The 22,193-nt window shown below is 44.9% G+C and carries 22 protein-coding genes; 8 read left to right on the forward strand and 14 right to left on the reverse strand.

What is annotated here, in order from left to right; translation table 11 throughout:
* The first annotated feature begins 101 nt into the window (after positions 1–101).
* On the forward strand, positions 102–929 hold the full coding sequence (locus CCVT_RS07415) for a DUF2314 domain-containing protein (RefSeq protein ID WP_018136116.1): 828 nt from the start codon (positions 102–104) through the stop codon (positions 927–929).
* Between the two features lie 28 nt (positions 930–957).
* Here CCVT_RS07415 and ribD read toward each other — a convergent pair whose 3' ends face one another.
* The 10 genes from ribD to CCVT_RS07465 form a co-directional block, all read right to left on the reverse strand.
* Positions 958–2,031 (reverse strand): bifunctional diaminohydroxyphosphoribosylaminopyrimidine deaminase/5-amino-6-(5-phosphoribosylamino)uracil reductase RibD, encoded by a 1,074-nt coding sequence (gene ribD, locus CCVT_RS07420; protein ID WP_026175419.1) that lies wholly within the window; start codon positions 2,029–2,031, stop codon positions 958–960.
* 25 nt (positions 2,032–2,056) lie between these two features.
* Positions 2,057–3,709, reverse strand: coding sequence for a formate--tetrahydrofolate ligase (locus CCVT_RS07425; RefSeq protein ID WP_018136115.1), 1,653 nt, complete (start codon positions 3,707–3,709; stop codon positions 2,057–2,059).
* Positions 3,709–4,125, reverse strand: coding sequence for a ribosome maturation factor RimP (rimP, locus tag CCVT_RS07430; protein WP_018136114.1), 417 nt, complete (start codon positions 4,123–4,125; stop codon positions 3,709–3,711). The genes CCVT_RS07425 and rimP overlap by 1 nt, the downstream gene beginning before the upstream one ends.
* Positions 4,118–4,483: a 30S ribosome-binding factor RbfA gene (gene rbfA, locus CCVT_RS07435; protein ID WP_009649349.1), complete on the reverse strand. Its 366-nt coding sequence runs from the start codon at positions 4,481–4,483 to the stop codon at positions 4,118–4,120. Before rbfA ends, rimP begins: the two co-directional genes overlap by 8 nt.
* Positions 4,480–7,191 carry a translation initiation factor IF-2 gene (gene infB / locus CCVT_RS07440; protein WP_018136113.1) on the reverse strand — a complete coding sequence of 904 codons (2,712 nt, stop codon included), beginning with the start codon at positions 7,189–7,191 and terminating at the stop codon, positions 4,480–4,482. Before infB ends, rbfA begins: the two co-directional genes overlap by 4 nt.
* A gap of 260 nt (positions 7,192–7,451) precedes the next feature.
* Positions 7,452–8,336 carry a homoserine kinase gene (gene thrB, locus CCVT_RS07445; protein ID WP_018136111.1) on the reverse strand — a complete coding sequence of 295 codons (885 nt, stop codon included), beginning with the start codon at positions 8,334–8,336 and terminating at the stop codon, positions 7,452–7,454.
* Between the two features lie 8 nt (positions 8,337–8,344).
* Entirely contained in the window at positions 8,345–8,722 is a 378-nt protein-coding gene (locus CCVT_RS07450) for a glycoprotease (protein WP_011992628.1), read from the reverse strand.
* A gap of 65 nt (positions 8,723–8,787) precedes the next feature.
* The gene (gene lpxC, locus CCVT_RS07455; protein WP_018136110.1) at positions 8,788–9,672 is read right to left on the reverse strand and encodes a UDP-3-O-acyl-N-acetylglucosamine deacetylase; all 885 of its coding nucleotides are present in this window, start codon (positions 9,670–9,672) and stop codon (positions 8,788–8,790) included.
* Positions 9,673–9,731: 59 nt separating this feature from the next.
* Entirely contained in the window at positions 9,732–11,102 is a 1,371-nt protein-coding gene (gene pgp6, locus CCVT_RS07460; protein WP_018136109.1) for a peptidoglycan metallopeptidase Pgp6, read from the reverse strand.
* 58 nt (positions 11,103–11,160) lie between these two features.
* On the reverse strand, positions 11,161–11,991 hold the full coding sequence (locus tag CCVT_RS07465; RefSeq protein WP_018136108.1) for a prephenate dehydrogenase: 831 nt from the start codon (positions 11,989–11,991) through the stop codon (positions 11,161–11,163).
* A gap of 91 nt (positions 11,992–12,082) precedes the next feature.
* On the opposite strand from CCVT_RS07465, the gene bamA reads away from it, so the two are divergent.
* The 7 genes from bamA to recO all read left to right on the forward strand — a co-directional run bounded on the left by bamA (position 12,083) and on the right by recO (position 18,799).
* Positions 12,083–14,353, forward strand: coding sequence for an outer membrane protein assembly factor BamA (gene bamA / locus CCVT_RS07470; RefSeq protein ID WP_018136107.1), 2,271 nt, complete (start codon positions 12,083–12,085; stop codon positions 14,351–14,353).
* A 134-nt stretch (positions 14,354–14,487) separates the two neighbouring features.
* A complete protein-coding gene (gene accD / locus CCVT_RS07475) occupies positions 14,488–15,426 on the forward strand; it encodes an acetyl-CoA carboxylase, carboxyltransferase subunit beta (RefSeq protein WP_018136106.1) in 939 nt (312 codons plus the stop codon).
* 4 nt (positions 15,427–15,430) lie between these two features.
* Positions 15,431–15,886, forward strand: coding sequence for a 23S rRNA (pseudouridine(1915)-N(3))-methyltransferase RlmH (locus CCVT_RS07480; protein ID WP_018136105.1), 456 nt, complete (start codon positions 15,431–15,433; stop codon positions 15,884–15,886).
* 9 nt (positions 15,887–15,895) lie between these two features.
* Complete coding sequence (gene dksA / locus CCVT_RS07485) at positions 15,896–16,252, forward strand: RNA polymerase-binding protein DksA (protein ID WP_009649333.1); 357 nt, start codon at positions 15,896–15,898, stop codon at positions 16,250–16,252.
* Between the two features lie 10 nt (positions 16,253–16,262).
* A complete protein-coding gene (locus tag CCVT_RS07490) occupies positions 16,263–17,264 on the forward strand; it encodes a hypothetical protein (RefSeq protein WP_018136104.1) in 1,002 nt (333 codons plus the stop codon).
* Positions 17,261–18,184: a tRNA dihydrouridine synthase gene (locus CCVT_RS07495; RefSeq protein WP_018136103.1), complete on the forward strand. Its 924-nt coding sequence runs from the start codon at positions 17,261–17,263 to the stop codon at positions 18,182–18,184. Before CCVT_RS07490 ends, CCVT_RS07495 begins: the two co-directional genes overlap by 4 nt.
* A complete protein-coding gene (recO, locus tag CCVT_RS07500; RefSeq protein WP_026175418.1) occupies positions 18,185–18,799 on the forward strand; it encodes a recombination protein RecO in 615 nt (204 codons plus the stop codon).
* Positions 18,800–19,097: 298 nt separating this feature from the next.
* Here the strand turns inward: recO and CCVT_RS07505 are convergent, their stop codons facing one another.
* The 4 genes from CCVT_RS07505 to fabD are packed head-to-tail and all read right to left on the reverse strand — an operon-like array spanning position 19,098 to position 22,190.
* A complete protein-coding gene (locus CCVT_RS07505; RefSeq protein ID WP_018136101.1) occupies positions 19,098–19,793 on the reverse strand; it encodes a vWA domain-containing protein in 696 nt (231 codons plus the stop codon).
* A gap of 23 nt (positions 19,794–19,816) precedes the next feature.
* Positions 19,817–20,587, reverse strand: coding sequence for a tRNA 2-thiocytidine biosynthesis TtcA family protein (locus CCVT_RS07510; RefSeq protein WP_018136100.1), 771 nt, complete (start codon positions 20,585–20,587; stop codon positions 19,817–19,819).
* Positions 20,584–21,267 carry a 5'-methylthioadenosine/adenosylhomocysteine nucleosidase gene (locus CCVT_RS07515; protein WP_018136099.1) on the reverse strand — a complete coding sequence of 228 codons (684 nt, stop codon included), beginning with the start codon at positions 21,265–21,267 and terminating at the stop codon, positions 20,584–20,586. The genes CCVT_RS07510 and CCVT_RS07515 overlap by 4 nt, the downstream gene beginning before the upstream one ends.
* Positions 21,264–22,190 (reverse strand): ACP S-malonyltransferase, encoded by a 927-nt coding sequence (gene fabD, locus CCVT_RS07520; RefSeq protein WP_018136098.1) that lies wholly within the window; start codon positions 22,188–22,190, stop codon positions 21,264–21,266. The genes CCVT_RS07515 and fabD overlap by 4 nt, the downstream gene beginning before the upstream one ends.
* Between the last annotated feature and the right edge of the window lie 3 nt (positions 22,191–22,193).

Here is a 22,193-nt window from a genome sequence, read left to right on the forward strand (position 1 = left end):
CTACCGCACAGGCGCTGAGCGTGCCCGCGTCACCAAGAGCAAAATTCGTGAAGCATTTCTAGCGAACGTATCAAGCTAAAGAATTTCAAAAAGGACTGAAAATGGGGATATTTGCTAAAATTTTAGCCAAGATGAAAGGCGATGAAGCTAGCGAGATCAAGCCTGCACGAGATAGCGAGCAAGAGACTTTTTACGCGGACAGTCAAGACGTAGCTATGAAAGAGGCCGCCAAAAAGGCCAGACAGACGTTTAAATACTTTTGGCGCGAGCTCTACTGGGATAGGCGCCGCATAGTGCCTGCACTTGATATGGCGATGGTGAAGCTGCCGTTTTCGCAAGATGACGGGCGCGAGGTCGAATACATGTGGGTAGATGACGTGGAATTTGACGGAGAGAAAATTTACGGCAGGCTCGTAAATGAGCCGGATACGCTTACGAACATCAAAAAGGGCGACGAGATCGAGGCGCCGCTAGATGAGGTGAGCGACTGGGTATTCGTAAGCGAGGGCAAGAGCTTTGGAGCTTTTGGCGTGCAGGCCATGCGCTCAAAAATGAGCGAACAACAAAGAGTGCGGCACGATAAAGCTTGGGGTGTTGATTTTGGCGACTTTGACGATATTTTGGTGGTCGTCGGGCAAAAGGAGCACCCCCAAAATCTGATCGAACATCCGATGAGTATAAACGGCAAAGATAAATTTGAAAAATTTATAAAAGAAAACTCGCGCGAAGCCAGCCTAGCTGATGAGAACGGCTACACGCTACTTCACAAAGAGGCGATAGCGGGCAATCTCACGACGATCAAAATTTTACTCCAAAATTTTGCCGACAAAAACGCACAGACCGACGATGGCAAAACAGCTTTGGAATTTGCCAGCATAATGGGCTGGGAGCACATCGTAAAAGAGCTAGGCGAGGCTCTACACATATAGTTTACGAGTTTGATGCCTATGTCGCCGATCATGCGAGTATCTCGCACCACGCGTAGCTGTCATCGCCGAGACTCCCGCGAAAGATCGGCCTTAAATTCAGCCCTATTTTTATATTTTCGCCATCTTTGAAATTTGGACTTTGATATATCAAGAGCCATTTTAAATTCGGTATCTCGCGCTTGGCCGCCATATTTAAAAAGCACTGCGCGCCCTCATACATCACGAGCTTCGCGTCAATACCCAGCGAGTCTGAAATTTTCACCTCGCGACTGGGCACCTTAAAAAGCGGTATACTATCATCAAATTTTTGCCGCCTTGAAAAGATGAGAACGTCCGGGTTTTTACCACCCTTTATCAGTCTCGTATCGAGCCTTGGGCGGTCCGTTCGCACCGTGTTTCCGCCGATAACGAGCAAGTCTATCACGCTTCGTAGCTTATGGACGTGAGTCCTGCTTTGCTCGCCCGAGATCACTCCGCCGCTTGCCACGCCGTTTGCGCTCAGAGCGATCTTTAAAAAGCTGAAATTCCCATCCTGCCAGGCTCGAAACGGCGCGATAAGATCGAGTGCCTTGTCCTTTAAAACGTCAAATCTCACGCTCACGCCGCTATCTTTTAAAATTTTAGCCCCGCCGCTTGCTATTTCGTTCTCATCGCGCGTACCGATGACGACCTCGCTGAAATTTAGCCGTTTTAAAAGCTCGGCGCAAGGCGGAGTCCTGCCATGATGGGAGCAAGGCTCTAAGGTGACATAGGCTTTTGCGCCTTTTAGGAGGTTTGCGTGATGCGTAAGGATGAATTCGTATGTGAAATTTGGCTCTAGCTCGGCGCTTTTTAGCTCGTCTAGTCCGCTAAAATTTTGAGAGAATTTTGCGCTATATGCGTCTAAAAATTTTGCCAAAAATTCGCCGCTTAAAGTGCACAATGCGAAAAATACGGCCATCGGCTCGGCATGAAGGCAGCCTACTCTTTTGTGCGCATCGCAGGATAAAATTTTGCCGTTACGATCCGTTATCACGCAGCCCACGGCAGGATTTGGATAGGTTAAGATTTGAAATTCCCATGCCTTATTCAAGGCTAGCTGCATATAAAATTCATCGTCCATAAAGGCCTCTTTTGGCGCTTTGATCTTAAGCCAGCCCGCTTATCTCGCCTGTTTTGACGTCTATGTGCATATTTAGTGCGCTTGGTATTTTTGGAAGGCCTGGCATCAGCATTATCTTACCGCAAACCACTACGATAAATCCCGCTCCCGTGCGTATCTGCAAGTCTTTGACACTAAATTTAAAGCCCTTTGCGCGTCCCAAAAGCTTCGCATCGTCGCTAAAGGAATACTGCGTCTTTGCGATGCAAACCGGCAATTTTTCAAGCCCAAGCTTTTTAATGTTTTCAAGGGCTTTTTGTGCCGCTTCCTCGAAAACGACCTCTCCAGCTCCGTAAATTTCAGTAGCGATCTTGGTGATCTTGCTTTTCGTATCGTCGCTCATCTCATAGGCAAATTTCATATCGTTTGGCTTTTTTAGCTCTTCAAGCACGAAATTTGCAAGCTCAAGCGCACCCTCGCCGCCTTTTACGAAATTTTCACAAACCGCCATTTTGACGCCGAATTTCGCGCAATAATCCCTTACGAAATCTATCTCGCTATCCTCGTCAAAGCCGAATTTATTTAGCGCTACGACCACGTTTAGTCCGAATTTTCGCTTTAAATTTTCGATATGGCCGCCTAAATTTGTGATGCCTGCTTCAAGTGCGCTCATATTTGGCTTTGTTATACTCTCTTTATCGGTACCACCGTTATATTTGAGCGATCTAATGGTGCTCACCAAGACAACCGCATCCGGCGCTATGCCCGCGACTCTGCACTTTATATCGATAAATTTCTCGGCTCCTAGCTCCGAGCCAAAACCAGCCTCCGTGATGACGAAATCAGCTAAATTTAGAGCCGTCTTCGTGGCTATGATAGAGTTGCAGCCGTGTGCGATGTTTGCAAACGGGCCGCCATGGACGAGAGTCGGCGTATGTTCGATGGTTTGAAACAAATTTGGCTTCATCGCATCTTTTAAAAGTATGCAGACCGCGTCCTCACAGCCTAGATCGCGCACATAAATAGGCTCGCCACGATCATCGTAAGCTACCATTATGTTTGCGATGCGCTCTTTTAGATCAGCGAGGCTGGTCGCTAGGCAAAGTATCGCCATTATCTCGCTTGCGGCAGTAATGTTAAAGCCATCCTCACGCTCTACGCCGTCAGCCTTTCCACCTTGCCCCACGGTGATGAATCTAAGCGCGCGGTCGTTCATATCCATACAGCGCTTCCATAAAATTTTATCGATATTCAGGGGGTTTTCTTGATAGAGGCTATTATCTATCATGGCCGAGATCAGGTTGTTTGCAGAGGTTATCGCGTGAAAATCGCCCGTAAAATGTAAATTTAGATCCTCCATGGGTGCAAGCTGCGAATACCCGCCGCCGGCTGCACCTCCTTTTATGCCAAAAACCGGTCCCAAAGATGGCTCGCGAAGTGCCAAGCAGACCTTTTTATCAAGGCGATTTAGTGCATCGGCTAGGCCTATCGACATCGTAGTCTTGCCCTCGCCAAAAGGAGTCGGGCTAGTCGCCGTCACCAAGATGAGCTTGGAATTTGACCCCTCAAGTCTTGGCTCGATCTTAGCCTTAAATTTACCGTAAAGCTCCATATCATCTTCGCTAAGTCCTAGCTTGGCGCCTATTTTCGAGATATGATCAAGTTTGGCAAGATGGGTTATTTCGATGTCGCTTAGCATTACCACTCCAGATATGTTTTTGCTTTTTTTATATCGCCGATCTTTATCTCAAACACGCCCTCATCGTTTTCAAGTGCGATACTCTCATCATCGGCTTTCACGAGCCTACCTGCAAATTTCGCCTCGGCAGTTTGAGCTTTTACTAGCTCGCCCAGGCTAGCCTTGAAATGCCTCGCCTCACTTAGCTTTCGCTCAAGTCCCGGAGAGCTGACCTCAAGGTTATAATCCCCTGAAATAGGCGGCTCTACGTCAAAAATAGGCGAAAGCAAACGACTGACCTTTTCGCAATCATCAAGACTCACGCCACCATTTTTCGTAATGTAAATTCTATATGTCGCTCGGCCGTTTTCATTTGCTATCTCGGTGTCGTAAAGCTCGACTCCGCACTCTTTTACGAGCTCGTTTAGGTTATCCATTTTTATCTAAGTCCTTTGAAATTTTATCAAAAAGCTTGTCCATATGATTTTGATACTCCAGCCTATCGTCGAATTTAAAGTGAAAATTCGGACAGCGATACCAGCCCTCAGCCGCCATGCAGTGGTTTTGCAAATGCCTAGTGACGCGCTTTAGATGAGCTAGGATATACTCCTGCTCTCTCTCGTCAAATGGCGTCTTATCAAGATAAACAAAGGCATCGTATCTACCCTTTTTGCACTCTACGTCAGTCACGCAAAGACCTTTTAAAAAGCCATCCTCAAGCGTAGCCAAAGCCTCCGGGATCAGCTCTTTTAGCACACTTTCGGTGCGCATGCGTTTTATCTCGGCCGCGTTCATAGTTTGGCTTGTTCCTCTATCTCTTTGAAGCTCTCGATATAGTCATTTTCGCGGATATCGTTGCAGCCCTCGATGCCTACGCCACACTCATAGCCTTTTGCGACCTCTTTGACATCGTCTTTAAAGCGTTTGAGCGAGCTCACCATACCCTCGTAAACGACTACACCGTCGCGGATCAAGCGGATCTTCGCTCCGCGATTTATAGTGCCTTCGGTCACCAAACATCCTGCGATAGCTCCTATTTTTGGTACATTTATGACTTGACGTACCTGCGCTTGACCTAGTTGTTCCTCTCTGATTATCGGCGACATCAAGCCTCCAAGCAGAGCTTTTACATCATCGATGAGATTATAAATAACGTTATAAGTTTTTATCTCGACGCCGCTTTCTTTGGCCTTTTCTTTGATCTCGCCTGTCGGACGGATATTAAAGCCTAATATCACACAGTCTTTGCTGGCACTTGCTAAAGCCACATCGCTTTGCGTGATGCCGCCAACGCCGGAGTGGATGATATCGACCTTTATCTCGTCGTTCGCTAGCTTTTCCAGACTGGCTTTCAGCGCTTCAAGAGAGCCGCCCACATCGGCTTTTACGATGACTGGAAGCGTCTTTAGCTCGCCCTCGGCGATCTTCGCGCTAAGCTCATCGAGGCTAACTTTAGTCGATTTGCTAAGCTCTTTTTGTCGTAAGTATTCGGCCTTTTTTTGGGCGTATTCGCGAGCTTCTTTGTCAGTTTTTACGCCTATTAGCGTCTCTCCGGCTTCAGCTATCTCGCTAAGCCCCACGATGACGCCACACTCACCGGGCTTTATCTCTTGTAGCGGCCTTCCTTGATCATCAAGCAGGCTTCTTATCTTTCCGTATGCTACGCCAGCTACGACGGTGTCGCCGACTCTTAGCGTTCCATTTTCTACGATTATGGTGGCTACCGGACCGCGTCCTTTTTGAAGCGAGCTTTCGATGACGCTGGCTTTTGCACTGGCCTTTGGATTTGCCTTGAGCTCCAAAATTTCAGCTTGTAAAAGCACGATCTCAAGCAGATCATCTATGCCCATGCCGGTTTTTGCGGATATCGGCACGAATTCATACTTGCCGCCCCATTCCGTTGGCATTATATCAAGCTCGGCAAGTCCGGTTTTTACAAGATCGGGATTTGCCGCCTCTTTATCCATTTTATTTATGGCGATGATGATAGGCACACCGGCTGCTTTCGCGTGATTTACAGCCTCTTTGGTCTGAGGCTTGACACCATCATCAGCCGCGACTACGATGATGACGATGTCAGTCACTCCGGCACCTCGCGCTCTCATCGCGGTAAAGGCTTCGTGGCCCGGAGTATCGATAAAGGTGATATTTTTGCCGTTTTTATTTACCATATATGCGCCCACGTGCTGGGTGATACCGCCGGCCTCACCGGCTGCTACGCGTGATTTACGTATATAATCAAGAAGTGAGGTCTTGCCGTGATCGACGTGACCCATGATCGTGATCACCGGCGCGCGAGGGAGCAAATTTTCATCATCGCGCACCTCTTCTTCGTAGGCTGCTACATAGTCAAATTCTTTTTGATCGTCGATGATATTTACCTCGACATTAAACTCGTCAGCTAAAATTTCGATCGCATCCTCGTCCAAAAAGTCGTTTTTAGTAGTCATCATGCCAAGCATGAATAGCTTGCCGATGATCTCGCTTGGCTGCTTGTTCAGCTTCTCGGCGAATTCATAAACGCGTATCTCTTTTGGGATATTGATAGACGTCACGGCTTCGCTATTTTGCTTATTTTCAGGCTTTTTGTGTTTTTTCCTGGCGCGGCGCTGTATGCCACCCTCGCCGAAAGGATTTATCGTATTGTTTATCGTCGGCTTTAACACGTTTGGCTGTTTTGTCTTTTGTGTCGGCTGAGGATTCGGGGTCTTGAAGCTAAAATCAGGTAAAACTACGACGTCTTCGTCTTCTATCACGATATCGCCAAAGTCGCTCGAACCAAGCAGATCCATCTTTTGCGCGCTGTCTTTTTTGGTCGCTACGACCGGCTTTTTGTCTTTCTTTTTCTTACGGGCTAAATTTTCATCCGAGCTTGCAAACATATTTTTAAGGCTGTTTATCTCTATTGCTTCTGTATTTTTAGCCCTATTTTCATCTCGTTTGATAGGCGCGGGCTCGAATTCTTTTTTCTTCTTTACGATCACTAGGCCGCGGCGCCTTTGGCTGACATCAGCCAGACTCTCTTTTGGCCTTTGAGACTCTGAAATTTCATCTTTTATTTCGGGTTTGGATTCCGCCTCTTTTGGCTGCGGCTCTTGCTTTGTTTGCTCTTGCTTAGGCTGCGCTTCGATCTTTTGTTTTTTTACGCTCTCTTGATCTTTTTGGGCTTTAGTTTCGCCTATTTTGTGCGACTTGGTATCTTTCTTTTGCGCGGTAGAGGCTTTTGCAGGTTTTTCCTCTTTTGCCTTCGTCTGCTTTTTACCGACCTCTTTTTCACTCGGCTCTTTTGCTTCTTTTTTAGGCTTGGCTTTTGGTTTTTCTTTTTTAAATTTCTCCGGGATCACGCCGCTTTGGACGTATTCGTATATTGCCTCGGCTTCCTCCAAACTCACGGCGTTTGAATGCGTTTTTACCTTAAGCCCCAGCTCTTGAGCCTTTTCGACTATCTCTTTGCTCGGATAGCCAAGCTCGTTTGCTATCTCTGAAATCCTAACATTGCTCATTTAAGAGTTTCTCCTTTAAATTTGACACCTCTAAGCTAACGCCCTTTATGTATTTGTCAATTATTTTTTTTAACACTTTTTCATCTTTTTGCAAACACTCCTCACACAGGTAAAAACTGCGCCCTTCGCCTTTGCCGCATTCTAATACGGATCCGACTACGCGATATCTCTTTAAAATTGGCTGAGGTGCTTTGAGCTTACACGAAACACACGTTCTTATGGGATTGTTTTTATGCATTATATCTTTTTCTTACTTGTTTTTAGCTTTGCGTCATCACAAAACCGTCGTTGTCAAATGAAAAAATATGAACGGCAAAATCGCTAAATTTAGCCTCCAGCGCGCGCTTTAAATTTTGTGCGTCATCCGCATGGGCGATATTTAAAAAGCTTGAGCCAGACCCAGAAAGAGAGCTCATCAAAGCCCCATTGTCATAAGCTGTCCTCCTCACGTCAAAAAGCGCGTCAAGCGCCTTCATCCTGCGCTCCTCGTGTATCATATCCTGGCATGCGATCTTTAGCAGATCGTATCTTTTCTCGCAAAAACACGATGTCAAAAATGCAGCGTGAGAGAGGTTATTCACGCACTCTTTCATAGTGTAGTTTTTAGGCAAAATTTGGCGAGAAGATGACGTGCTCATCGGCTTATCCGGGATGACGACCACGGCTTTTATGCTCTCATCCAGTAAAATTTTATTTGCGTAGATCGCGCCGTTTTGCACCACTGCGCTTATAAAGCCGCCAAGAACGGCGGGCGAGATGTTGTCAGGGTGATTTTCATAGATCAAAGCCTTGTTTAAGATCACGCTCTTTTGCACCTTAAATCCGGCCATCGCATAAGCGCTGGCTATCGCGCTTATTATCACGGCGGAGCTGCTTCCTAGTCCGCGTGAAAATGGGATTTTGTTGTCAAAAACGATACGAAAATTTTCATTTTTGCCCGTCAGCTCTGAAAAAATTTCGTTAAAAATACTTATAAAAAGGTTGTTTCGCTTTAAATTTGGATTTTGGCTTCCTTCGCCGTTGATCGAAACAGAGCTAAATTTCGACGGCTGTATGCTTACTTCGTTATAAAGCTTCAAACTTAAACCAAGAGCGTCAAAACCCGGCCCAAGATTTGCGCTAGTTGCGGGAACTATAATGTTCAAAAATTCTCCTAAACCGCTTGGATGATATAATCTGGAAGTGTATCTTTTTTTAGTTTTAAATTATCTAAATTTTGGGGCAGACAAAAGCCTTTGGGCTCGATTTTTTCCAGCGTGATCTCGTTATTTCGTTTGACGAAGCTTAAAATTTTATTGGCTCTGATCGGTCCGCCATCGTTTAGCTCAAAGCCGCTTATAGCGTAAAATTCGCACTCTTTCACCATACAAAAGGTCTTTAAAATAACATAAGCGACCTTTAGTCCCATGAAGCTTCCGGGCGTGTTTGCGTATATGATTTTTTTGATGTTATATTTTTGATTTAAATTTTCAAGTATGCTTATGAGCGCTTCGCTAACGTGCTCTTGCTCGCAAATTTCACCGAATTTCACTCCGTTTTCATACAGCCCGACAAGTAAAGGAGAAGATAGCGAAACGACGAGAATTTCGATATTTTTTATGCAAAGACCTTTTGATAATCTTTAAGCAATTCGCCGCTAAGTGTTGCGATCTCGTAGTTTTTCTCATCGGCCAAGACTGCCAATGTCAGCTTATGGTTTAGATCGTGGCTTCCTGCAAATGCGATATAATCGCCCAAAAGCGGCGCACCAAGCAAACTTAGATCGCCCACTGCGTCTAAAATTTTATGCCTTACGAATTCGTTTTCAAACCTAAGACCTTCAGGATTTAAGATATGCGTATCATCGATCGCAACGGCATTGTCAAGCGATGCACCAAGTGCTAAATTTTGAGCTTGGAGGCGTTGTAAGTCTTTTAAAAATCCAAATGTCCTAGCGCGCGCTATCTCTTTTACGTAGCGGCTTTTGCTGAATTCAAAAACGTATCTTTGCTCGCCGATCACAGGGTGGTTAAATTTTATCGTATAGTCGAATTTCGGATTTCTTGATGGAACGGTTCGAACGAATTTCGAGCCTTCCACGACCTCAACCTCTTTACGAACCAAGATCACTTTTTTGCCCTCGTCAAGCTGCTTTATGCCAGCTTCGTCAAGCAACATACAAAAGCTTATGGCACTGCCGTCCATTACTGGAATTTCGTTTGCATCGACTAAAATTCTGATATTATCTATGCCGTATCCGTTTATCGCGCTCAAAAGATGCTCGACAGTGCTTATAAAGCCCTTTTCATTGCCTATGACAGTCGCCATTTGCGTATTTACAACGTTTGCCGGCTCAGCTTTAAAACTAGCTCCTATATCGGTACGATGAAAAACTATACCCATGTTTGCATCAAGTGGCTCAAGCACCAAACGTATCGGCTCACCCTTATGAAGTCCGATGCCGACGGTTTCGACTCGTCTTGCGATAGTAGTTTGTTTCAACGGATTTCCTTGTTAAATTTTATTGCGCAATGATAGCACTTTAAAACGATTTTTGCAAATCATTTATTATCTATCATCTTTTTAGCGGCGTCAAGGACGCTGGTCACATTGTCTTTGATCCACTTTTTATCCATCCACTGCTGAGGCCTGACCTCCTCGCCTTGGATCAAAATTCCAAAGTGCAAATGATCTCCCAGCGCCAGTCCGCTAGTGCCGGTCGTGCCTATTTGCTCGCCCGCAGATACGCTGTCGCCCTCTTTTACTCGAGCGCTAGAACAGTGTCCGTAAAGCGAATAAAGCCCAAATCCATGATCTATTATTATGTTTAGTCCGTAAATTCCATTTTCGGAGGCAAATACGACTTTGCCGGCGTTGCTTGCTATTATCGGTGCGGCTGCGACGCTAGCCAGATCAAGCCCCATATGCCATGACTCGCTCACGTTGGCGTTGTTGTAGGTGTAGTAACGATGATCGGCGAAATCGGCTACCTTTTTGCCGTTTTTAAGCGGATAAAAGGAGGTTATGTCAAAGCCGTTTATCAAATTTTCATCTACTGCGGCGGTGACTTCGGCTATTTTTTGATCGTTGGCGTCGCGAAGCGTCTCATTTACGAATTTCATCCTGTCAAGACGAGATAGCGAGCCGGGATCTTTTGCGTATTGATCGGAGAGATCGACGATCTTGCCGTCTAGGAAGCTATCTTTTAGCGCGATCGTTGAAGTTCTATATTTTACGTTTTCATAAAAATATCTCACATGCGCCTTGCTCTCGTTGCCGGCAAAATCTCTAGCGATCACATCGGCACTGAAGTTATCCACCTGCACCGGCCACGCTACCAAAGCGGCGTAAAATCCATCTTTGTAAAAAGGTACGGCCTTAAATTTCTTGCCGTAGCTAGTCTGGACGTAGACCTCTTTTAGTTGATTGTCAGTGGCTCTAAAAACGACCGTCGCACTGCCGCCCTTTGATATCGAATAAGACTGCGAAAGTATGTAAAGATCGGGCTTTGTCGTATCAAGAACGACTTGTACTTTTTTAGTGGCTTTGTTGCCTGAAAAGAAATTCCATTTGCTCGTATCGACGGCTTCTATATTCATCTCATAGGTATCTTTTGCTGTGAAAAATCCGGTCTTTGGAAATGTCAAATTTATATCCAGCTCGGGACTTGGCTTTTCGATGACTTGATTTAGTATGTTTAGATCGTTTTTACCGTCGTTCATGCTGATACGCACGAATTTTATACCTCGATCGTCTTTAAATTTTATATTCATCGGTGAGCGTAAATTCCAATAAACTTTATCCTGCACCCCTATCATAGGAGCGTTTCTCTCAAAGTCGCTAGACATGAAAGCATAGCCAAAACCGCCCGCAGCCACCAATAAAATCAAAATAAAAATAGCCCCTAAGCTACTGATGCCTCTTTTTTTCATTCAAATTACCTCGTTGATTTTGCGAAATTCTACATAAAATCGATAAATTTTTAGTTAATTATAAAATTTCTCGGATAGTGCGCGCACCAGCCATCCAGTCGTGCAGCTCGCTCCAGCGCTCCTCTTTTATCAGCCTCTCACAAGCTTCTAACTCGCCTTTAAACATATCGATCGCACCGATGATGTTTTGCTTGTTTTGCTTAAAGATATCTCCCCACATCACAGGAGAGCTCTTGGCAACACGTATCATACCGCGAAAAGTAGGGCCTCCAAGAGCCATTATATGACGCTTGTCTTCCTCTTTTAAAATTCCGCTTGCAAGTGAAAATGCGATAGCGTGAGGCAAATGAGAGATGAGTCCCACGTGATGATCGTGCTCATCGGCGTTCATGAAAACTATCTTCATACCAAGATGAGAAAATAGCTCGACGCTGCGTTTCACGTGCTTCTCTCCGCTTTCTTCAAAATCGCAGATAACGACGACTGCGCCATTATAAAGCGTCTTAAACGCAGCCTCAGGGCCGGAGTATTCGGTACCTGCCATCGGGTGAGCGGGGATGAAATTTTTACGTATGCTAAGCGGGACGGCCTCGATGATCTTTTGTTTGGTAGAGCCTAGATCGATAACGGTCGTGTTTTCATCGATATCGGTCAAATTTTGCACGATTTTAATTATCGCTTCGACCGGGATCGCTAAAAATATGATATCGCACTTTTTTTTCATCTCATCAAGTGTCAAAATTTCATGCACCAGCCCAAGCTGTAGAGCTTTTGCCTGATGATCTTCGTTTAGATCGTATCCGCTGACACAAGAGACCAGCTTCTCATCTTTTAATGCAAGTCCCAAAGAACCGCCCATCAATCCAAGTCCTACTATGCCTATTTTCATAAAATCGCCTTTAAAATTTTCAAATTTACATATTTTAAAAATAAAATATGATATTATACGACTTTATACTCAAAATCTAGGTTAAATTTACATGAAAAAAAGCTTATTCGCGATTTTTTTAGCCGTCGGCGGGCTAAACGCACAGACAATCCAGTCGATAAACTACAAAGGTCTTATCCATCTCTCTCCTGAAGTAGCCACCCAGATCATGGGGCTAAAGGTCGGTCAGGAGCTGACTCCGCAAGCAAGTGACAAAGCCATCACGAATTTGTTCAAACAAAATTATTTCGACGATATCTTTATCGAGACTGACGGTAGCGGCAATATCTTGGTAAATGTCAAAGAAAAACCAAGCGTCGCTAGAGTCGATCTAAAAGGCGTCGCTACAAACGACAAAACCGCGATAGAGTCTTTGATCAGCATAAAGCCGGGCAATATGTATGACGACCTCACGATAGAAAAGACTAAAGAGAGGATTCGCCAATATTACGAGTCAAAAGGCTATTTTGACACGGTCGTAGACGTGCAAAAGCAGCCGGTAGCGGGTAACGACAGCTCCCTTTTCATCACGATGAATATAAACCGCGGCGAAAATATGATAATCAACGACGTAAAACTGATCGGCGCTAAAAAATTCGACTACGGCGACATAGAGCCTATCGTAGCGAACAAAAGCCGAGAATTTATGGGCTGGATGTGGGGAAGGAATGACGGCAAGGTCAAGCTATTCGAGCTTCCAAACGACCCTGCTAGGATTCAAGACAAATACTTTCAAAAAGGCTATCTTGACGCGACCGTCTCAGCGCCTTACCTAAACGCTTCGTTTGATAACTATACAGCAGATCTCACCTACTACATACACGAGGGCGAGCCTTACGACGTGTCAAAAGTCAGCATAAACGCTCCTGAGGAGCTAGGGCTCGATACGAACGAGCTTTTAAAGGATTTTAGACTGGAAGCCGGAGATAGGATGAACTCGGCAAGACTTCGCCAAGATATGAAAAAGCTTGACGATCTGGTCGCAAACAAGGGCTATGCCTTTGTCAAAGTCTATCCGAAAACACAAAAATACGATGAGAACAAAACGGTAGATATAGAATACGAGGTCGAGCCGGGCGAGCAAGTATATATAAGAAACGTTCAAATTTCAGGCAACGACCGCACTGTCGATCGTGTAGTGCGCCGCGAGCTTTATCTCACGGAGGGGAATTTATACAATAGAACCGACCTCGAGGACTCTAAAGACGCGCTAAAAAGGACTAGTTATTTTGACGAAGTCGAGATAAAAGAGGAGCGCGTAGATAAAAACACGGTCGATCTAGAAGTGCAAGTAAAAGAGGCCTCCACGGGCTCTATAAGCGGTGGTATCGGCTACGGAAGCTCTGATGGCTTGCTACTTAACGCCTCACTTTCAGATACGAACATCTTTGGCTCCGGACTTCAAGGCACAGTCAGCGTCGATAAGAGCGATGACGAGCTTGCAGGACAGATAAGTCTCACAAACCCTAGAATTTTCGACTCCGAGTATAGCCTTGGCGGTACGCTTTATGCAAACGACTACGACTGGGACAGCTACGACGAGAAGTCATACGGCTTTAGCACCACACTTGGCAGGAAGCTGACTAGAAATTTAAGCGCCTCTCTTAGCTATGTCATCGAACACAGCAAGATCGAAGGACTTAGTGACGCTTTAAAAAAGATTGACTATAAAGAGGGCACGAACCTAAAAAGCTCGCTTATCCCGGCCTTATCATATAACAGCACCGATGATTATTACCTACCAAGACGCGGTATTTTAGCCAGCACTTCGCTAGAATTTGCAGGCGTAGGCGGCGATGAGAAATTCCTAAAAAGCCGCACGAATTTTAACTACTACCTAGGACTAAGAGACTACATAGACTACGACCTTATCTTGCGCTACAAATCAAGCTTTGGCAAAATTTGGGACAGAGGATACATACCTATCAACGAGAGGCTATATCTTGGCGGTATAAGAAATTTACGCGGCTACGAGAGTAGGACAGTATCCCCAAAAGTCCGTGTAAGCAGTAATGGTAACTGGTACGAAACTGGTGGAGATCTCGCATTTAATAACTCCTTTGAGCTAAGCTTTCCCATGATCGATCGCGTCAAAATGCGCGGCGTACTGTTTTATGATTACGGCATAATTAGAACAAGTAAAAGCACCACAAGTACCAACTTAAGCATAGATGATACATCAAAAACTAGATCATCTGCCGGCGTAGGCATCGAGTGGGTGACTCCGATCGGACCGCTTCAACTCATATTTGCCAAGGCGCTTGACGCAAAAGAAAATGACGATACGAACACGTTTGAATTTACTATCGGCAGACGCTTTTAATACATAAATTTAGGGTGCGACGCGGCACCCACCTCCTTAATTATCCGTTGAATTATTATTGTGCTTTTATAAGAAAAAACAAGGTGAAGTTTGGATATAATCCGAGCAATTTTTGTAAATAAGTAGGTTCAGATATGAATTTTTCCGATATATTTTCCAAAATAAGAAAAGCGCAGCCATTGCCCGAAGAAGCCCCTACTCATTGGATCAAATGCGATAGCTGCCACTCGCTGATGTATTACAAAGAGGTCGAAGCATGTTTTAACGTATGCCCAAAATGCGGGTATCACATGAGATTAAAAGCTAGCGAGCGTATAAAGCTGATATGTGACGAGGGGAGCTTCGTGGAGTTTGACGCAAATTTAAAGCCCGTCGATCCGCTAAATTTCGTAGATAAAAAATCATACAAAAAACGAATAGCCGAGAGTAAAGAAAAGACCGGCCGCACCAGCTCCGTGATAAGCGGCGAAGGCAAATGCAATGGCGAGGACATACAGCTGGTCGTATTTGATTTCAGCTTTATGGGTGGCTCTTTGGCCTCAGTCGAGGGCGAAAAGATCACAAGAGCTATCAAACGCGCTATCGATAAGCACCAGGCTCTCGTGATAATCAGCGCCTCAGGAGGTGCCAGGATGCAAGAAAGCACCTTTTCACTGATGCAAATGTCAAAGACTTCAGCCGCTTTAAAGCTACTTGATGAGGCGAGAATTCCATACATATCCATTTTGACAGATCCTACGATGGGCGGAGTCAGTGCATCGTTTGCATGGCTTGGCGATATCATAATCGCAGAGCCGGGCGCACTTATAGGGTTTGCCGGCCAGCGTGTCATCAAACAAACCATCGGTGCGGACCTGCCAGAGGGCTTTCAAAGGGCTGAATTTTTACTAGAGCACGGACTCATCGATGCGATCGTGCCTAGGAACGAGCACAAAAAATACATAAGCGATATGATAAAAATTTTATCGAACGACGCAAACGAGCATAAAAAGATACCGCTTCAAAAAGAGGCGAAAGAGGCTGAAATTTCGGACGAAAAGCCGTTTGAGCTAAAGCTGAAGAGCAAAGGCTGAAATTTTGGATATCAGTGTGTTTAGCATACAAAAATCGCGTGCGGACAGCTTTGAAAACGAGATAAAAGAGTATATAAAGATGTCTGCTAAATTTGCCAACATCAGCGATAAGATCATCTTCAACGACAAGATCGCAAAGGCTCAAAGCACAGGAAAAGACGAGGCGCTAAAGGCATACGATGAGGCGTATGAGCCGAATTTAAAGGGCTTTTGCGTGATGCTAGATGAGCGCGGTAGCGAGCTAAACAGCAACGAATTCGCTAAAATTTTCGAGCAAAATATGCAGCTTAGCTTCTTTATAGGCGGCGCTTACGGACTTAGTAAAAATTTAAAAGATAAGGCTCAAAAGGTGATAAGCCTCAGCAAAATGACTATGGCGCATAAGATCGCCAAGCTCGTGCTTTTTGAGCAAATTTTCAGAGGGCTTTGCATAAACGCAAACCACCCATATCACAAGTAAGGAATTTAAATGACCGACAACGAGTTAGAATTTTTCAAAAAATTGCTTGAAGAGCGAAAAATTCAGATCAAAAAAAATATAGCCGACGCTTCGAGCGAGGTCAGTGGGCTACGCGATAGCGGTGCGAGCGATGAATTTGACATCGCTTCGATAAACACCGACCAGCTCATCGAACAGTCCATATCCGCGCAGCAAAGAGCGGAGCTAAACGAGATAGACTTGGCTCTAAGCAAAATTTTCAACAAAACATACGGTATTTGCGATATGTGCGAAGAGGAGATCGGTATGGCAAGACTCAAGGTCAAACCTCATGCGAGGTATTGCATAGCATGTCGCGAGATAGTGGAAAAAACAGCCAAAAATTAAGGAGAAAGAGATGAAAACCAGAAAATTTCTCATCTACAGCATCATATATATCTTCGCAGTGGGGGTATTTGTCTACTCTTTTAATAATTCAACCTACACATTCGAGCTTTTAGGCTGGTCCGTAAATTTACCGATAGCCGTTTGGTTTATGCTGCCTGTAGCCATCCTGGCAGCACTTGCGGTACTTCATATCTTTTATCACAGCTTTAGTTTTTATAGGTATAAAAGAGCCATAAAAAGAGACGGTGCGCTCTACAACGACATGGCAAAGGAGATACTTTTAGGCCTTGAAAGCAACAAAGACTTTAAAACCGGTCTTTACAAGATCCCGTCTCAAGTCACTCGTGCCCTTTCGCCTTGGACCAATCTCAAAGAGGTCAGCATAGATGACAGCGAGCTCGCACTCATCATGCAAAGCATAAGAAACGTAAAAAACAAAGAGGTCGTAGATTTGAGGAAATTTAGACTGCCAAAAGACAATGCGCTGATGATACAAAACGAGCTTAATAAAATACAAAACGTTCCAAATTATTATTTTGAAATTTTAAAAAATCAAACCGATCGAAACGACGAACTTACGAGGGCGGCCTTTGACAAACTTATAAGGACAGCCTCTTACACCGAGATAAAAAGAGTTCCGCTAGAGATGAGTAGTGACGAGATCATGCTCGTAATAAACCGCTTCGTAAACGACGAGATCGACATCAGCTCGGATGAAATTTTCGAGCTTTTAGACAACGCAAAAATCACTAAAGCACAATACGACAAAGCCGCCGTGATGCTCAAAAATAAGCTAAAACCAGATGCTTTCATGAGTATATTTGAAAAGCTCAAAGCCACCCATGCCGATGCTGACGAGGCCTATATATACGCACTTTACGAGCTTCAAATGCTAGATAAAGTGAGAGAGGCTATCGAGGGCAGCGACCCTGATGAATTCAAAGAGATAAAAGTGCTTATGTTTTTACACGACAACGGCAAGATCGTGCCTTCGTCGCTATTTTTTAAATGATAGACTTTAGTAAAAAACCCCTTTTTTTAGCACCATTGGCAGGTTTTTCCGACCTGCCCTTAAGAAGCGTCGTAAAGAGATTTGGCTGCGATGTCACGATCAGCGAAATGATAAGCGCAAACGCCCTTGTCTATGAAAGCGGTGCAAAAACCCTTGAAATGCTAAAAAAATCACCGAACGAAACCCCCTATATCGTTCAGATCGCAGGCAGCGATATAGAAAATATCAAAAAAGCGGTCGCCATCATAAATAAATTTGACGGTATAGATGGGATCGATCTAAACTGCGGCTGCCCTGTACCAAAGGTCGTCAAACAATGCGCAGGCTCGGCACTGCTAAACGATCTGGAAAATTTAAAACGTATGATAGAAGCCATCAAAAAAACGTCCAATAAAACAATGACGAGCGTGAAATTCAGACTTGGCTTTAATGAAAAAAATCAAGTCGATATCGCCAAGGCATGCGAAGAAGCCGGGGCTGATTATATCGCTATCCATGGACGCACAAGGGCTGGGGGATATAGCGCGAAGGTCGATTATGAGGCGATAGCGCAGGCAAAAGCTAGCGTGAAGATACCAGTCGTCGCAAACGGGGATATAAATTCGCAAAATGCAGCTGAAATTTTAGCCCTCACAAACTGCGATGCTCTGATGATAGGGCGTGCTAGTATCGGCAATCCTTGGGTCTTTAGCGAGATAAAAAACAAGCAAAGCGTGAGTAAAGAGCTAAAAAAAGAGATCATCTTGGCTCATTTTGATGCGATGTTAGGGCATTACGGCGAGCATGGAGCAAATATCTTTCGCAAGCACCTACACCAATACAGCAAAGGCCTTGACGGCGCTACCGCATTTCGCAACGAGATAAATCACATCAAAGACACGAGCTTGATGCGTAAGCGAATAGAGGAATTTTTCGCCTAGATGCAAGGCTATATATTGCGCACGCAAAAGGTCAAAGACGAAGACCTTTTAGTCTATATATTAACACCCTCAAACGTCGTAAAATCATACCGCTTTTATGGTGCGCGACATCCAAGCGTGATGAACGGCTATAAGATCGATTTTGAACTCATAGAAAATATAAATTTCTTACCACAGCTTCGAAGCGTGCTGCATCTTGGCTATCGCTGGCTACAAGACCGCGACAAACTCATCATCTGGCAGCAGTTTATGCGCCTCATTTACGATCATTTAAAAGATGTAGACAGCCTGGATGAAATTTACTTTAACGAGCTTGATCTATGCGCCAAACGCTTCGAGCTGTCAAATGCCAAACGTCTTTTGATAGAAAGCTACGTGAGGATCTTGGAGTATGAGGGGCGCTTACATCAAGAATTCGAGTGCTTCGTATGCGACGAGCCGATAGTCGGCAAGATGTGCCTCACGAGGGGATTTTTACCATCACATCCGCACTGTTTTGCAAGAAGCGAATTTGATATGGAAAAGATAGAGAAGCTGTTTGACACCAAAAGCACGATAGAGCTAAACGACGAAGAGGTGAATTCTCTTTACAAGATCGTTTTGGAGGGGCTGTGAGTTAAATTTAGGCCGAGCCGCCAACTCGGCCTAAAATCAAATTTATTGGCTCTGTTATAATAAATCATTGATGCTTGCTTCGCAAACCCTGTTCGCTCCAGGAGCGACCTAGCACAGACGCGAACAGCGTTTGTGCGAGAGCGAGTAGCCGAACATATAGCACGATTTGCGCGGTCAGCTACCGCTTCCCTGTAAATCGGCGGCGATAGCGTCGCTTCACAAGGTTTTTGCTCGAATGCTGTTCGCATTCTCATGCTTTGAAAGCTGAAAATCAATGAAATATTTTAACAGGGCCAATTTATTTATCCTTAAGCACCTTGTCTTTCCACTTCGAGCTATCTTTTTTATCATTTGCGATATCCTTTGACAGCTCTGCGGCGGCTTCAAAATTTTTCCTGACACCTTCACTGGAATTTTTATACTTGACGGCGTTTGAGCCCTTTATACCAAGGCTTTCCGCCTCGGTAACGGCGTCCATGTTAGCACCTAAAAATACAAATTCCCAGTCATGCTTGCTTTGTTTGGCGCTTATCATCTTTTTTATCTGCGCCTTTGTGTATTCCTTGCTAGAATTTTCCTGGCCGTCGGTTATGATCACGAAAAGAACTCTGCTGTTTTTATCGTAGATGCCGCTAACGTTTTCTATCTTGTTTATAGTGCTTCCTATCGCGTCAAGAAGCGCGGTGTTGCCACCTGCGCGGTATTCGTTAGGCGTTAGCTTTTGCACGTTTTTTATGTCTTCTCTGTCGTGGATAACGTTAAATTTCGTATCGAACAAGACCGTGGTGACTTTAGTCGTGATATTTAGATCCTTTTGTTTGTCTATCATCGAGTTAAAGCCACCTATCGTATCGTCCTCAAGCCCACTCATAGAGCCAGATTTATCGAGGATCAGCACCATTTCAAGGCGATTAGGAGCCGAGGTATCGGGCGCTATCTCTTTTGCAAAAGCCCAAAGCAAGCACAATGCCAGCGTAATTATGATCTTTTTCATACACTCTCCTTTAAATTTGAAATTTACTCGTCATCTTCACTAAATTTAGCCTCGCCAGAGCCAAAAAACGTATCCGTATGGATATTATGAAACGCAGCCTTTAACGAGGTGAATAGCTTTGGATTGTTTTTCTCCAGCTGGGCTAAAAGCTGCTTGGTCTCATATCTGGCGTGTGGCATCTTCACGTCAAATCTCATCGCCGGGCACGCCTCGTCTCCGATCACGCGAAGCTCGTTTCTGAGGGCATTTTCTCTAAGCTGCCTCTCACGCACGAATATAAACGGGCGGATGACCTCGATGCCGTTTTTGGCTTTATATTTTGGTGCAAGTGTCCTAAGAGCGCCGTTATAAGTGAAATTCATAAAAAAGCTCTCCGCCGCATCGTCTAAATGGTGCGCGATGGCAAGCTTGTTAAAGCCGCCATTTAGCGCATGAGTATAAAGATATCCGCGCCTCATACGCGAGAAAAAGCTGCAAAAGCTGGAATTTTTACGGATCTTGTCCTTTGAAATTTCAAAGATAGAGCTGTCGATGACCTCGTGCTCGATACCATGCTCGTTGCAGTGGCGCGTGAGATAGGCGTAGTCCTCTCCCATGCCGTAGCTTAGAGTGACGGCTTTAAACTCAAATTTTTCAGGCGTGACGCGCTGCATATGCTTTAGCACGTGAGCAAGCGCCAAACTATCTTTGCCGCCACTCAAGCCGAGTAAAATTTTATCTCCGCCTTGCACCATCTTATACTGAGCGTTGGTCTTGCCGACCGTGCTTAGTATCTTTTTGCTTATGTCTATCATAAAGCCTCGACCATCGTAAGCATAAAGTCAGCACTCACCTTTGCAGAGCTATGTAAAAATTCGTCAAAGTCGAACTCCGCACCGCCGCCGGCCTCATCGCTTATAGCGCGAAGTATGAAAAACGGCACGCCAAGCTGCGTACAAACTTGAGCCACGCTAGCGCCTTCCATCTCGACTACGTCGGCCTTGAAAACGACCTTTATCCAGTCCTTTTTATCCTTACTGCATACGAACTGATCGCCTGTCGCGATGACGCCGCTTTTTAGATCGAGTCCTTTTTGGGCTGCGACTTCGATGGCAAGCTTGTTTAGTCCATCATCGGTTTTACTAAAAACTTCGATCCCCGGCACATAGCCATAAGGATGTCCAAAAGCGGTGATATCAAGATCGTGTTGCGCTAGGCTCGTAGCATACATCAAGTCGCCGATCTTAAGCCCCTCACTGAGTGCACCTGCTACACCGGTGAAAAGTAGCTTGCTAGCTTTAAATTTCTCTATCATTATGCTGGTAGTTAGCGCCGCATTTACCTTACCGATCTTTGAATAAGCTATCACAAGCTGTTTGCCCTTATACGAAGCAAGATAAAATTTATTGTTAGCGTATGAGATCGTATCGTATTCGCCTACAGCCGATAAGATCGGCGTTACTTCCTCATCCATCGCCCCTAATATAGCTATCATCTCTCCTCCAAAATTCTAACCGCCTCGTCAAGACTAGCCATATCGGTTATGCTAAGAGTCGGTTTATCGGTGATCTTTTTGTTTATGCCCTTAAGCGTAGCTGCGCCAAGCTCGATGAAACAATCGACTTCGCTTTCGTAGTTTTTTATGCTTTGCTTGTATAAGACAGGCTTAACGAGCTGCTCTTTTAGTAAATTCAGCGCTTCATGCTTTGTAGTATATGTTTTTGCGCTAACGTTTGACACGACCGGAGCAAAATTTTGAGCTAAAATTTTTTCAAGCTCATCGGCCAAGCGGACACTAGCTGGCTGCAATATAGGGCAGTGGCTAGCGACTGACATATTTAAGAGCATGGTTCGCTTCGCGCCTGCTTCTTTAAATTTTGTCTCGAATTTAGCCAGATCCGCACGCACTCCGGCCACTACGATCTGCCCGTCGCAGTTGTAGTTTGCAGCGTAAATTTGAAGCCCTTGCTCCATCGCCTCGGCACAGATGCTCTCTACCACATCGTCAGCAAGGCCAAGCACGACCATCATGCCCGCGTCCTTGCCTTCGCAGGCTTCTTGCATGAATTTACCGCGTAAATTTACAAGCTTTATAGTGTCTAAAAAGCTAAAAGCTTTACTCGCGGCAAGCGCACCGAATTCGCCCAAGGAGTGACCTAGACTAAATTTAGGCTCTATGCTTAGCCTTTGCGCCAAAGCCTCATAGCTCATCAAAGAGTTTAAAATGATGGCGGGCTGCGTAAATTCACTGATAGCAAGCTCTTCGTTTTGCGTAAAAAGTAAATTTTTAAAATCTATCTTCAAGCGGTCGCTCGCACTCTCCAAAAGCTCGCGAGTGCAGGCGAAATTTTCATAAAATTCTCGACCCATGCCTACGCTTTGAGAGCCTTGACCCGCAAAAATCAACGCATATCTCATAGC

It is taken from the genome of Campylobacter curvus, from assembly GCF_013372125.1.
Lineage (GTDB): Bacteria > Campylobacterota > Campylobacteria > Campylobacterales > Campylobacteraceae > Campylobacter_A > Campylobacter_A curvus.

Excerpts from the sequence above, each read along its gene's own strand:
- accD (WP_018136106.1), top strand. The coding sequence starts at position 14,488 with ATGAATTTTTCCGATATATTTTCCAAAATAAGAAAAGCGCAGCCATTG.
- CCVT_RS07510 (WP_018136100.1), bottom strand. The coding sequence starts at position 20,587 with ATGATAGACATAAGCAAAAAGATACTAAGCACGGTCGGCAAGACCAAC.
- CCVT_RS07515 (WP_018136099.1), bottom strand. The coding sequence starts at position 21,267 with ATGATAGCTATATTAGGGGCGATGGATGAGGAAGTAACGCCGATCTTA.
- CCVT_RS07505 (WP_018136101.1), bottom strand. The coding sequence starts at position 19,793 with ATGAAAAAGATCATAATTACGCTGGCATTGTGCTTGCTTTGGGCTTTT.
- CCVT_RS07425 (WP_018136115.1), bottom strand. The coding sequence starts at position 3,709 with ATGCTAAGCGACATCGAAATAACCCATCTTGCCAAACTTGATCATATC.
- rbfA (WP_009649349.1), bottom strand. The coding sequence starts at position 4,483 with ATGAACGCGGCCGAGATAAAACGCATGCGCACCGAAAGTGTGCTAAAA.
- ribD (WP_026175419.1), bottom strand. The coding sequence starts at position 2,031 with ATGGACGATGAATTTTATATGCAGCTAGCCTTGAATAAGGCATGGGAA.
- CCVT_RS07465 (WP_018136108.1), bottom strand. The coding sequence starts at position 11,991 with ATGAAAATAGGCATAGTAGGACTTGGATTGATGGGCGGTTCTTTGGGA.
- CCVT_RS07490 (WP_018136104.1), top strand. The coding sequence starts at position 16,263 with ATGAAAACCAGAAAATTTCTCATCTACAGCATCATATATATCTTCGCA.
- pgp6 (WP_018136109.1), bottom strand. The coding sequence starts at position 11,102 with ATGAAAAAAAGAGGCATCAGTAGCTTAGGGGCTATTTTTATTTTGATT.
- fabD (WP_018136098.1), bottom strand. The coding sequence starts at position 22,190 with ATGAGATATGCGTTGATTTTTGCGGGTCAAGGCTCTCAAAGCGTAGGC.
- CCVT_RS07495 (WP_018136103.1), top strand. The coding sequence starts at position 17,261 with ATGATAGACTTTAGTAAAAAACCCCTTTTTTTAGCACCATTGGCAGGT.
- recO (WP_026175418.1), top strand. The coding sequence starts at position 18,185 with ATGCAAGGCTATATATTGCGCACGCAAAAGGTCAAAGACGAAGACCTT.
- dksA (WP_009649333.1), top strand. The coding sequence starts at position 15,896 with ATGACCGACAACGAGTTAGAATTTTTCAAAAAATTGCTTGAAGAGCGA.
- bamA (WP_018136107.1), top strand. The coding sequence starts at position 12,083 with ATGAAAAAAAGCTTATTCGCGATTTTTTTAGCCGTCGGCGGGCTAAAC.
- CCVT_RS07415 (WP_018136116.1), top strand. The coding sequence starts at position 102 with ATGGGGATATTTGCTAAAATTTTAGCCAAGATGAAAGGCGATGAAGCT.
- rimP (WP_018136114.1), bottom strand. The coding sequence starts at position 4,125 with ATGGATAACCTAAACGAGCTCGTAAAAGAGTGCGGAGTCGAGCTTTAC.
- infB (WP_018136113.1), bottom strand. The coding sequence starts at position 7,191 with ATGAGCAATGTTAGGATTTCAGAGATAGCAAACGAGCTTGGCTATCCG.